The following is an 11,989-nucleotide window of genomic DNA, read 5'->3' on the forward strand; positions in this document are numbered from 1 at the left end:
CTTGACATCGCCAGGGGAGACTTTCGCCGTGCGGCAGAATCGTCTCTTGTGAGCGAATTTGTTTCCGGGCAGGCTGCGGGCTCCGCGTCAGAGGGCGGCGACCTGGCGTTGGCGTGCGACGGGGACGGCGCTGCGTTCACTCGCCTGGTGGCGCCGCTGCGCCGGGAGCTGCACGCCCACTGCTACCGCATGCTCGGCTCGGTCCACGACGCCGACGACGCCCTGCAGGACGCTCTGCTGCGAGCCTGGCGCGGGCTGGCGCGCTTCGAGGGCCGCAGCTCGCTGCGTACCTGGCTGTACACCGTGGCCACCCGCACCTGCCTGGACACCGTGAAGTCCCGCGGCAGGCGGGCGATGCCGGTCGATCTCGGGCCCTCCAGCGACCGCGCCGTGATCGACACCGCCCCGTTCACCGATGTCGCCTGGCTGGGCCCCTATCCCGACGCAGGCCTCGCACCGGGCACAATCGGCCCGGACGCACGCTACGAGCAGCGCGAAGCCGTCGAGCTGGCCTTTGTCGCCGCGCTGCAGCACCTGTCGGGAAACCAGCGGGCCGCGCTGCTGCTGTTCGAGGTCCTCGGCTACTCCGTAACCGACATCGCCACCATGATGGACACCTCGACCACATCGGTGAACTCCGCTCTGGCACGGGCCCGCCGGATGATCGCCGACAAGACGCCCTCTGCCACCCAACAGCAGACGCTGCGGGCGGTCGGCGACGCACGAATGCGCGAGGTCGTCGCCGGATTCGCCGAGGCACTGGAACGCGGCGACGCCGATGCGCTGGTCGCGCTGCTCACCCAGGACGTCACCTGGTCGATGCCGCCCATGCCGCACTGGTACCGCGGAATCGAGGCGGTCATCGACTTCGCCGTCCAGGTCCCCATGACCAGATGCCCGAGCTGGCGGCACCTGGCGACCAGCGCAAACGGGCAGCCCGCCGTGGCGTTCTACCTCGGCCAGGACGACGCCGGCCCGCACCACGGCTGGTCGATCACCGTACTCACCCTACGCGGCAACAAGATCGCCGAGATCACCTCATTCGCCGACCCCGACCACTTCGCCCCCTTCAACCTGCCCGCCTCGCTTCCCTGACCGGCAGCCCCGCCGCCGGGTAAACGTCGGCCCGCAACCGATGCCCGCTGCCGCCGCCCAGAGGAGGACGGCGTCCGTTCGGGCTTCCAGGGCCGCGGGCGATGAGTTCTCGTCGTGTCGCCGGTCTGATCTGGCGGACGTTGGAGTCGAGCGACGGGGGATGCCGTGAAGGACGTTGTCTGGCCGATGGTGCATGCGGAGCGTGCGGCGCTGATCGATGACCTTGTGCACCTGGACGACGAGCAGTGGGGGAAGCCGTCGCTTTGCGAAGGGTGGACCGTGCACGACGTGGCCGCCCACCTGGTCGACACAGCTCGAACGACGCGCGTCGGTTTCGTGGCCGGCCTCGTCCGGGCGCGGTTCGACTTCGACCGTCAGAACGCACGCGGTGTGGAGCGGGAGCGCGGTGCCTCACCGCGAGAGACGTTGGAGCGGCTCCGCCAGGTGGCGTCGCGGAGGTCGACCCCTCCGGCGCCCCTCGACAGCCGGCTCGTCGAGGAGGTCGTCCACGGTGAGGACATCCGCCGGCCCGTGGGGCTCACCCGTTCATACCCGCAGGAGGCCGTTGTCAGATCGCTCCGCTTGCAGTCGCGTACCCCGGCGGCGTTCGGCGGCGCCAAGGAGCTGATGGTCGGTATCCGGCTGACGGCGACGGACGCCGACCTGTCGATCGGGGACGGTCCGGAAGTGAGCGGAACCGCGCTTTCACTGCTCCTGGCCACCTGCGGACGACGAGCCGCGCTCGACGAGCTTGACGGTCCCGGAGTCGCCAGGCTGGCACCGGCCGCCTGACGAGCCGCCTTCCAGCGGGGACGCCACTCCTGCCGAGTGCGTGCCCGCCGTCCGCGCCGGCCCGTACGCGCCATCTACCGTTGCGGGTCGGAGCGGTGGGGAGAGTAGCCGAGGCGGGAGGAAAGCTCCCGGGCCGCTTCGGCGGTGGCTCGGCCCAGTTCGTCGAGATGCGCGGCGGGAATGCGCTGCTCGGGGCCCGCCACCGAGAGCGCTGCGACGGGGCGGCCGCGGTAGTCCAGGACGGGGGCGCCGACGGCGCGGATCCCGGGCTCGTTCTCGGCGTCGTCCACGCTGTAGCCGCGCTCACGGCAGCGGTGGAGTTCGGCGAGCAGGGCCTGCTCGTCGGTGACCGTCCGGTCGGTGCGGCGGGGCAGTCCACCGGCCATGGCGCTCTCGACCACCCAGTCCGGCGAGAACGCCAGGATGGCGCGGCCGAGCGAGCTGGTCACCGCGGGGTTGCTGCGGCCGATCCCCGAGTGCATGCGCACCGGATGCGGGCTGTCGGTCTTCTCGATGTACACGACGCGGTCCTCGTCCAGGACGCCGAGGGCGCAGGTCTCTCCGGTGGCCTCGGTGAGGTGCGCCATCAGGTCTCGCGCCTCGGAGCGGATCTCGACCGAGTCGAGGTAGGCCGCGCCGAGTTCCAGCAGGTGGCGGCCGACCCGCCAGCGGTTGCCCTCGCCGACGCGGACGACCTTGAGGTCCTCCAGCACGTTGAGGAGGCGATGGGCGGTGGCCTCCGGAAGGGAGGCCGCGACGGCGACCTCGGCCAGCGTGAGCCCCTCCGTCGCCTCGGCGAGGATGTCGAGCAGTGTGAACGCGCGGACGAGGTTGCGCGCGTGCGCCGGCTTGGCCGCTTCGGTGGTCACCGTGTCGGCCCCCCTGTTCCTTGGCTGTGTCGATGCCGCGATCATGCCTGCGGGAGCACCGCGACGACGTCGATTTCGACCAAGATCCCGGCGAGTGTGGAGCCGACCGTGGTCCGGACGGGACGGGGCTCGGGCATCATCGAGCGGTACGCCGTGTCGAAGCCCTTGAAGTCGCGGTCGAGCCGTTCCAGGTGGACGGTCACCTTGACCACGTCCTCGAACCCGGCCCCGGCCTCGGCCAGGACGGCCTGGAGGTTGCGCAGGACCTGGGCGGTCTGCTCCTCGACGGTGTCCCCCTGGATCTTGCCGGTCGCGGGGTCCTGCGGGCCGAGGCCGGCCGTGTAGACCATGCCGCCCGCGACGATGCCCTGGCTGTAGCCGCCGGCGGGGGACGGTGCGCGGTCGGTGGTGATCGGCTGCTTGGCCATGATGGTCAGTTCCTTCCGAGGTAGATGTGCGCGAGCCGCTCGTACAGGCGCTCGGCCTGGACGAGCTGTGACACCCCGACGTGCTCGTCGGGGCCGTGGGCGACCGACAGCCAGCCGGGGCCGAGGGCGGCCACGGCGGGGGTGCGGCCGATGTTGGCGAAGTGGGTGGCGTCCGTGCCGCCGGGGTAGGCGCCGAGCGGCACCTCGGAGCCGAGCACCTCGGCGCAGGCGGCCTGCGCGGCGGTCACCACGGGGTGGTCCGGTGCGATCTCGGCGGAGTCCATCCAGCCGAGGGAGCCGTCCGCGTAGCGGATCTCCCAGTCGACGTCGGACGGCAGGGCCGCTCCGAGAAGCTCGCACAGTTCGCGGTCGAGGGTCTCGCGGTCCATGCCGGGGACGAGGCGGATGTCGGAGGCGACCACGGCCTCGCCCGGATGGACCCCGTAGAAGACCCCGCCCGACATCCGCACGGCCGCGTTCACGGTGGGCCGGCAGGGGATGGACGGGGCGCGCGGGACGCTGGGCCGGAAGCCCGCGATGGCGGTGGCCGCGCGGGCGGCGGCGACGGTGGCGCTGGTGGGGAGCCGATCGGACAGGCCGCTGTGGCCCTGCCTCCCTCGGACGGCCACCTCGAAGCAGCAGATTCCCCGGGAGATCAGGTAGATGGCCTCCCACGGGTCGGTGATGCCCGAGGGTTCGCCGATGACGATCGCGTCGGCGCTGACGAGTCCCTGGTGCGACAGCGCCTTGGCGCCGTGGTCGCTGCCGGCCTCCTCGTCGGCGGTGAGGATGAGCGAGAGCCGCCCCCGCTCGGCCGTGCGCGCCCACGACTCCACGGCGAGGAGCATCGCGGCGACCGCGCCCTTCATGTCGGAGGAGCCGAGGCCGTAGGCGAGGTCGCCGTCCAGCGTCAGCTCCAGCGGCGGCGTGCTCCAGGCGGACAGGTCGCCGATGGGCTTGGTGTCGAGGTGCCCGGACAGCGCCAGGTGCGGCCCGGTCCCCGCGTCCGCGGTGACCAGGACGTTGCAGCGGCCCGGCGCGGTCTCGACGACCTTGGCGGCCAGCCCCCGCTCCCGGGCGTGGGCCGCGGCGAACGCGGCGATCCGCGCCTCGCCGACACCGGGGTTCTGCGAGTCGATCGCCACGAGTTCGGTGGCCAACTCGAGTACCGGGGGAACCGGCACGGGTGGTGGTCCCATCCACGCTCCTCTTCGGGGGATGCCAGGAAACATCGTGCTGAACAAGTCTTGACACAGTCTTCCATTTTTTGTCTAGTGTTTGGAATCACCTTCCAAAACCTGCCCCTTGCCCGCCGGTGAGTACCTCGGTGCGGGCCCGAGCCGTGAGGAGCCGTCGTGGGCCGTGCGGAACATGGAAGACCGCGGCACCGTGCAGGCCACCACCGTGCAGGCCACCACCGTGCACGCCACCACCGTGCACGCAGGCGGTGGCGCGCGGCGATCGCGCTGCCGCTGGCCGTGGTGATCGCCGGATCCGCCTGCTCGATGACACCGCCGGGCGGTGCCCGCACCACGGACGCCGACGTCGCGCCCGAGCGCGGAGGAAAGCCGGTGATCGGGGTGTCGGCGATCGACCTGACCTCGTCGTTCTTCGTCGGCATGCGGGAGGCGGGCGACAAGGCGGCCCGCGACTACGGCGTCTCCACGGTCTGGCAGAGCGCGGAGGGCAGCGTCGAGCGCCAGGTCTCCACGATCCAGAACTTCGTCAACCAGCGGGTCAGCGCGATCCTCATCGACCCGCTCGACAAGAACGCGCTGCGTCCGGCCATCTCCCGCGCCACCCGGGCCGGCATCCCGGTCGTGACGATGGGTAACAAGGTCGAGGCGGAGGCCAACCACAGCACGCTCTACCGCGACGCCGAGAACATGGCGATGGTGGCCCGCGCCACCGGCGCCCAACTGGGCGGCAAGGGGGAGGTGGCGCTGCTGACCGGGGCGCGCGGCAACTACGTCTCCGACACCCGGGAGAAGGCCTTCCGGGACACGCTCGCCCGCGAGTACCCGGGGGTGCGGCTGGTGTCGGTCCAGCCCACCGCCTTCGACGCCCGCCAGGCGTCCAACACCACGGTGACCTGGATGACCACCGAGCCGGGGCTGGACGTGATCGCCTGCATCAGCGGTCCGCTCTGCCTGTCGGCCAAGGCCACGGCGTCGTCGCTCGGCAAACCGGACCTGAAGGTCGCCGGGCACGACGGCGAACTCGACCTGCAGCCGCTTCTGGAGAACCAATCCATGATCATCGACGTCCTGACGGGGCCCGGACGGGTCGGCTACTGGAACGTGGCGGTCGGCGCCCGGCTCGCCAAGGGGGCGAAGCTGCCACGGGACCTGTACATGCCCTCGCACTTCGTCACCACCGACGCCACCGCGGCGCGCCTGAAGCGGCACGGGCTGAGCTTCCCCTACGTGACGCCCGCCCGCGCCGAGCGGATCGGCGGCGCCTACCGGTCGGAGTTCGGCCCGTCACTGCCCGGCACGAAGATGACGGCCGCCCGATGAGGCGCCCCGCGACGCCCCCCGCTCCCGCAACCCCCGACATCTCCTGAGGACCGCCATGTCCGCGATCTTGAGACGCAGTCCCCTGCTCGTCTTCATCGTCGTCACCGTCGCCGTGTTCGGCGCGCTGCGGCCCGGCTTCATCAGCGTCAACGGCTTCCTCGACATCGGGCAGCAGATCGCCGTCACCGCGATCCTGGCGTTCGCGCTGACCGCCGTGATCATCGCGCGCGGCATCGACATCTCGGTGGGCTCGACGCTGTCGGTGTCGGGTGTGGCCGGCGCGCAACTGCTGACGTCCGGGCTCCCCGCGCCGCTGGCGATCGCCGCGTGCGTCCTGACCGGCGCCGCGATCGGCGCGCTGAACGGCGTGCTCATCGGCGTGCTCCGGGTGAGCCCGCTGATCGCGACGCTGGGCACGATGGCGTTCGGCTCCGGCGCCGCGCTGGCACTGTCCGGAGCGTCCTCGATCCCGGTCGAGGACACGGCCGTCCTGATGGCCGGCGGCGGCTACGTGGGGCCGGTCCCCGCGTCCGTGGTGATCGCCGTCGTGCTCATGATCGGCTGGATGCTCGTGCTCGGCCACACCCTGTACGGGCGGTGGATCTACGCGGTGGGCGGGAACGCCGACGCCGCCCGCGCCTCGCTCGTGCCCGCCCGGACGGTGCAGCTGTCGACGTTCGTGCTGGCGGGCGCGTCGGCCGGGCTGGGCGCGGTGATCATGATCGGCCGGGTCGGTTCCGCGCAGCCGCTGGCCGGGCAGGGGCTGGAGTTCGCCGCGATCACCGCGGCCGTCGTGGGCGGCGCGAAGCTGTCGGGCGGCTCGGGGTCGGTCGGCGGCACGATGCTCGGCGCCGTCTTCATCGGCGTCGTCAACTCGGGCCTGTCGTTCATGGCCGTCCCGCAGCAGACCATCTACGTCGTGACGGGCGCGCTGGTCATCGTCGCCGTGCTGGCCACGCAGCGCCAGGAGCTGAAGGAACTGCTGGACGGAGCGCGCCGTGCGTTCTCCGGCAGAGGCACCGCCACCCGTGTCCAAGAGGCGGCGGAAGGGACGCGCGAACGCCGGATGGAGCTCGCGGGGATCGGCAAGAGCTTCCCGGGCGTCCGGGCCCTGCACGACGTGTCGTTCACGCTCGGCTCCGGCGAGGTCGTCGCCCTGGTCGGCGAGAACGGCGCCGGGAAGTCCACGCTGGTGAAGGTGCTCGCCGGGGCGCACGAGCCGGACACCGGGCGGCTGCTCATCGACGGCGAACCGGTGCGGCTGGCCTCGGCCGAGGACTCCCGCACGGCGGGCGTGAGCGTGATCCATCAGCACTTCAGCCTGCTGCCCGACCTGACCGTCCTGGAGAACCTCTTCCTCGGCCGCGAGCCGACCCGGTTCGGGGTGCTGCGGCGGCGCTGGATGCGCACGCGGGCCAGGCGGGTGCTGGAGGAACTGGAACTCGACGTCGACCTGGACGCCGGGCTGGCCGGGCTGCCGGTCGGCGAGCGCCAGATGGTCGAGGTCGCCAAGGCGATGCTGGACGACGCCTGGCTCGTCATCATGGACGAGCCCACCTCCGCACTGTCCAACCGTGAGCGCGAGCGCCTGTACGAGCTGGTCGGCCGGCTGCTCGAACGCGACGTGGCCGTCCTGTACATCTCACACCGGATGGAGGAGATCTACCGGCTGGCCGGCCGCGCGGTGGTCCTGCGCGACGGTGAGTTCGTCGGCGAGGCCGACCTGTCCGAGGTCGACGAGTCCGCGCTGATCTCCATGATGGTGGGCCGCCGGATCGGGACGGTGTTCGCGCACCGGGAGACCGAGCCGGGCGAGCCGCTGCTGCGGATCGAGGGCGTCTCCGACGGCGGGCGGCTGGCCGAGGCGTCGCTGACCGTGCGGGCCGGGGAGATCGTCGGGCTGGCCGGCCTGCTGGGGTCGGGCCGCAGCGAGGTGCTGCGCTGCGCGGCGGGCCTGTCCCGCCGGGCGGCGGGGCGCGTGCTGGTGGACGGCCGCGAGCTGCCCTCCGGCGACCTTCCGGCGGCCAGCGGGCGCGGCGTCGTCTACGTGCCGGAGGACCGGTTGCGCGAGGGCGTGGTGCCGAGCATGTCGGTACGCGACAACATCGTGCTCGCCTGGCTGCGCCGCAACTCGCGGTTCGGGGTGGTGCCGCGCGGCGTCGGCCGACTCGTGGAGGAGTCCATCGAACGGCTGGGCATCAGGCCGCCGCATCCCGACCGGGCCACGGGAGTCCTGTCCGGCGGCAACCAGCAGAAGGTCGTCCTGGCCCGCTGGCTGGCCACCGAGCCGCGGGTGCTGCTGCTGGACGAGCCGACGAACGGCGTGGACGTGGGGTCCAAGGCCGAGATCCACGCCCTCATCGCGGACCTGAAGGAGCGCGGGCTCGCCGTCCTCATGGTCTCCAGCGAGCTGCCCGAGCTGCTGGGCGTGGCCGACCGGATCCATGTCATGCGCGGCGGCACGGTCGCCGGTGAGCTGCCGCGCGGGGCGACCGAGGAGGAGGTCATGGCGCTGGCCTTCGGCCACAGCCCGGCGGCCGCCCCCGGATAGCGCCCGGCGGGCGGGCCGCACCCGCCCGCGAACGAATCAGCACAGCCACGAGCCAGCACAGCCACAGGGAGGCATTCACCATGAGCATCAAGATCGCAGTCGTCGGAGGCGGCTTCATGGGGCGGCTGCACGCCCGGACCGTCGCCGAGTCCGCCGAGGCCGAGCTGGCGGCGGTCGTCGACCGCGACCCGGCCGCCGGTCGCGCCGCCGCGGACGAGCTCGGCACCCGGCACCTTCCGGAGGTCGAGGACGCGCTGAACGAGGACGTCGACGCCTTCATCGTCGCCGTCCCCGACCGGGCGCACGTCGGCCCGGCGACCACCGCCCTGCGCGCGGGACGGCCCGTCCTCGTGGAGAAGCCGATGGCCGACACGCTGGAGGGGGCGCGGGCCATCGACAAGGCCGCCGCCGAGGGCGGGACCCACGTGGCGGTGGGGCAGATCCTGCGGTTCGACCCGCGCTACGCGGGCGCGGCGGCCGCCGTCGCGGCGGGGGACATCGGCGAGCCGCTGCCCGCGACCGCCGGGCGGATCGCGGCGCGCGACATCGGCCTGCGCATGGACGGAAGCAGTTCGGTGCTGTTCTACCTGGGCGTCCACGACGTGGACGCGATGCAGTGGGTCACCGGCAAGCGCATCACCCGCGTGTACTCACGGGCCGTGTCGAAGCTGATGCCCTCGAACGGCGTCCGGTCGGAGGACGCCATCTTCACCGTCGCCGAACTGGAGGACGGCACCATCGGGGAGCTGTTCAACGGCTGGACCCGCCGTTCGGACGACCCCGTCTCCATCGACGGCCGCCTGGAGGTCGTGGGCACCGAGGGCACGGTCGCGGTCGACGTGCGCGACCACGGGCTGCGGGTCTACGGCGACTCCGGTCTCGCCACCCCGGACGCCCTGCACTGGCCCGAGGTCAACGCGCGGATCCGCGGCGACCTGGCGGCCGAGGTGCGCGCGTTCGTCGCGGGCGTCCGCGACGGCGCCGAGTTCCCGGTGCCGACGGCCGCGGCCATGCGGAACGTGGCGGTCAACGACGCGATCCTGCGCTCGGTCGAGAGCGGCGTCCCGGAGGACGTCGAGGTCGTCGACCGGGCCGAGTCCGCCGCCGCCGGGGCGGGTGCCGTGCGATGAACCGTCCCGGGGCGGCGGCGCGGGACGCCGCGTTCGCGGAGCTGGGGGATCTGGCCTACCTGGACACGGCCACGATGGGGGTCGCGCCTTCCCCGGCCGTCGGCGCGCTGCGCGAGATGACGGCGCGGTGGGCCGGCGGCTGGGCCGACCACGGCGCGTGGGAGGAGGCGGCAGAGGACGCGCGGGCGTACGCGGCCCACCTGGTCGGCGCGGCGCCGCACGACGTGGCGCTGCTGCCCTCGCACGTCGCGGCCGCGTCCACGGTGGCGCGGGCGTGGCCGGACGCCCGCGTCGCCGTCCCCGAGGCGGAGTTCCGCGCCAACCTGCTGCCCTGGATCGCCGGCCGGGATCCGGACAGGGTGCGCCTCGTGCCGTCGCCCGCCACCACGGACCGGCTGTGCGCGGCCGTGGACGAGGGCGCCGGCCTGGTGGCGGTGTCCAGCGTCCAGTCCGCCGACGGGCTGCGCGTCGACCTGCCCCGCCTGGTCGAGCACGCGCACGGCCGCGGGGCGCTGGTGTACGTCGACGCGAGCCAGTCCCTCGGGGTGGACACCGCCCTGGCCCGCTGCGGCGCCGACTTCATCGGCGCCGTCGCGTACAAGTTCCTGCTCGGCGCGCGTGGCACCGCGTTCCTCGCGGTGCGTCGGGAGCGCCAGCGCGCGTTCGCGCCGGTCTCCCCCGGGCCCGAGTCGTCCCGCGACTACGCCGGAGGCGTCGTCTACGGCGCGGGGTACAGGCTGTGGGACGACGCGCGCCGGTTCGACCAGCCGCTGGCATGGCCGGCGTGGGTCGCCACCGCGGCCTCGCTGCGCCACCTGTCCCGCTACGACCAGTCCGATCTGGAACGGCACGCCACGGGCCTGGCCGGGCGGTTCGCGGCGGCCGTCCGCGACCTGGGGTTCGCGACCGCCCCGGCCGAGTCGCCCTCGCCCATCGTGGCCGTGTCCCACCCCGACCCTTCCGGGGCCGTGGCGCGGCTGCGGGACCGCGGTGTGCGGGCCGCCGCCCGGACCGGCGCCGTCCGCTTCGCCTTCCACCTCTACAACACCGACCGTGACGCCGACCGCGCGATCGACGGCCTCCGCGCGCCGCCTCGCAGCGCACTCCGCATCACCGGGCCATCCACGACAGGGAGCACGACATGACCGCAGAGACCTTCCCCATGTACGTCGGCGGCGCGGCGTACACGCCGGACCGCCCCACCCGCGAGGTGCGCGGCCCGGGTGACGGCGCCGTCGTCGGGCACGTCCTGATGGGCACGGCCGAGGACGTGGACCGCGCCGTCACCGCCGCACGCGCCGCCGCGCCCGCGCACCGCCGCACGCCGGTGTTCGAACGCGCCGAGCTGTGCCGCCGGCTCGCCGACGCCATCGCCGCCGAGAAGGAGGACCTGGCGGCCCGGCTGACGGCCGAGCACGGCAAGCCCTTCCACACCGAGGCCCGCGGCGAGATCGACGCGGTCGTCACCGCCTTCCGCGACGCCGCCGACCACGTCGTCTCCGTGCGCTCGGAGTCGATCGCCGTGCGCGACCCGGCCAAGCGGGTGCTCGTCCAGCGCCGCCCGCGCGGCGTCTACTCGGTGATCACCCCGTGGAACTTCCCGATCGGGGTCGCCTCCATCTACTACCTGGGGCCGGGCATCGCCACCGGCAACACGCTGGTGTGGACGCCCGCGCCGAGCGTCGCGGGCATCGCCTCGCGACTCACCGCCGTCCTGCACGAGGCGGGCCTGCCCGACGGCGTGCTCAACCTCGTCACCGGCGAGGGACCGGTCGTCGGGAACGCGGCGATCACGCACCCCGGGGTGAACGCGGTCGGCTTCACCGGCAGCACCGCCACCGGGTACCTGATCGCCGAGGCCGCCGGGGGCCGCAAGCCGGTCCAGCTCGAACTGGGCGGCAACGGCCCGAGCATCGTGCTCCCGGACGCCGACCTCGACCTCGCCGCAGCCGCGATCGCGGGCGGATCGTTCTCCAACGCGGGCCAGATCTGCACCTCCACCGAGCGGGTGCTGGCGCACGCGAGCGTCGCCACCGAGCTGGCCGAACGCGTCGCCGCGCACGCACGCGACATCGTGCTCGGCGACCCCTTCTCCGGCACCACCACGATGGGGCCCGTGCACGCCGCCGACCTCGCCAAGCGGGTGTGCGCCCAGATCGACGAGGCGGCCGCCGGCGGCGGGCGGATCCTGGCGGGAGGCGGACGCCAGGCCGGCGCGCCCACCGAGCACTACGTCGAGGCCACCGTGGTCGACGGGGTTCCCCACGGCTGCGACCTGGACGTCGCCGAGACGTTCGGGCCGGTGACGCCGGTCGTGCACTGGGACACCGTGGAGGAGCTGCACGCGCTGGTCGCCGCCAGCGAGTTCGGGCTGTCCGGCGCGATCTTCAGCCGGGACGTCGGGCGGGCGTTCGCGCTGGCCGAGGAGCTGCCCTGCGGCATCGTCAACCTCAACGAGGCCAGCAGCTACTGGGAGCCGAACATCCCGGCGGGCGGCGCGGCGGGCACCGGCAGCGGGTACGGCCGCACCGGCGGCCCCTGGTCGGTCGAGGAGATGACCGAGCAGCAGGCGATCGTCATCCGCACCGCCCCGCTGGAGTCGTGA

11 protein-coding genes are annotated in these 11,989 nt (G+C 73.3%); 8 read left to right on the forward strand and 3 right to left on the reverse strand.

Features of this window, described 5'->3' with window-relative positions; translation table 11 throughout:
* Positions 1–48: 48 nt before the first annotated feature.
* On the forward strand, positions 49–1,095 hold the full coding sequence (locus E1285_RS02995; protein ID WP_243722503.1) for a sigma-70 family RNA polymerase sigma factor: 1,047 nt from the start codon (positions 49–51) through the stop codon (positions 1,093–1,095).
* Between the two features lie 165 nt (positions 1,096–1,260).
* Entirely contained in the window at positions 1,261–1,887 is a 627-nt protein-coding gene (locus E1285_RS03000; protein ID WP_207946365.1) for a maleylpyruvate isomerase family mycothiol-dependent enzyme, read from the forward strand.
* A 74-nt stretch (positions 1,888–1,961) separates the two neighbouring features.
* On the opposite strand, the gene E1285_RS03005 is transcribed toward E1285_RS03000, so the two are convergent.
* The 3 genes from E1285_RS03005 to E1285_RS03015 are packed head-to-tail and all read right to left on the reverse strand — an operon-like array spanning position 1,962 to position 4,383.
* On the reverse strand, positions 1,962–2,756 hold the full coding sequence (locus E1285_RS03005; RefSeq protein WP_165966430.1) for an IclR family transcriptional regulator: 795 nt from the start codon (positions 2,754–2,756) through the stop codon (positions 1,962–1,964).
* A gap of 41 nt (positions 2,757–2,797) precedes the next feature.
* Positions 2,798–3,184 (reverse strand): Rid family hydrolase, encoded by a 387-nt coding sequence (locus tag E1285_RS03010; protein WP_132147776.1) that lies wholly within the window; start codon positions 3,182–3,184, stop codon positions 2,798–2,800.
* Between the two features lie 5 nt (positions 3,185–3,189).
* Positions 3,190–4,383, reverse strand: a complete 1,194-nt coding sequence (locus E1285_RS03015; protein WP_165966431.1) for a M20/M25/M40 family metallo-hydrolase — start codon at positions 4,381–4,383, stop codon at positions 3,190–3,192.
* A 106-nt stretch (positions 4,384–4,489) separates the two neighbouring features.
* Here E1285_RS03015 and E1285_RS03020 point away from each other — a divergent pair, with 106 nt between their 5' ends.
* The 6 genes from E1285_RS03020 (at position 4,490) to E1285_RS03045 (ending at position 11,989) form a co-directional block, all read left to right on the forward strand.
* Positions 4,490–4,669: a hypothetical protein gene (locus E1285_RS03020; protein ID WP_132147780.1), complete on the forward strand. Its 180-nt coding sequence runs from the start codon at positions 4,490–4,492 to the stop codon at positions 4,667–4,669.
* Entirely contained in the window at positions 4,666–5,703 is a 1,038-nt protein-coding gene (locus E1285_RS03025; protein ID WP_132147782.1) for a sugar ABC transporter substrate-binding protein, read from the forward strand. The genes E1285_RS03020 and E1285_RS03025 overlap by 4 nt, the downstream gene beginning before the upstream one ends.
* Before the next feature lie 67 nt (positions 5,704–5,770).
* Positions 5,771–8,254, forward strand: a complete 2,484-nt coding sequence (locus E1285_RS03030; RefSeq protein WP_165966432.1) for an ATP-binding cassette domain-containing protein — start codon at positions 5,771–5,773, stop codon at positions 8,252–8,254.
* Positions 8,255–8,334: 80 nt separating this feature from the next.
* The gene (locus E1285_RS03035; RefSeq protein ID WP_132147786.1) at positions 8,335–9,384 is read left to right on the forward strand and encodes a Gfo/Idh/MocA family oxidoreductase; all 1,050 of its coding nucleotides are present in this window, start codon (positions 8,335–8,337) and stop codon (positions 9,382–9,384) included.
* The gene (locus tag E1285_RS03040; RefSeq protein ID WP_132147788.1) at positions 9,381–10,529 is read left to right on the forward strand and encodes an aminotransferase class V-fold PLP-dependent enzyme; all 1,149 of its coding nucleotides are present in this window, start codon (positions 9,381–9,383) and stop codon (positions 10,527–10,529) included. Before E1285_RS03035 ends, E1285_RS03040 begins: the two co-directional genes overlap by 4 nt.
* Entirely contained in the window at positions 10,526–11,989 is a 1,464-nt protein-coding gene (locus E1285_RS03045) for an aldehyde dehydrogenase family protein (protein ID WP_132147789.1), read from the forward strand. The genes E1285_RS03040 and E1285_RS03045 overlap by 4 nt, the downstream gene beginning before the upstream one ends.

Source organism: Actinomadura sp. 7K507 (assembly GCF_004348425.1).
Taxonomy (GTDB): Bacteria; Actinomycetota; Actinomycetes; order Streptosporangiales; family Streptosporangiaceae; genus Spirillospora.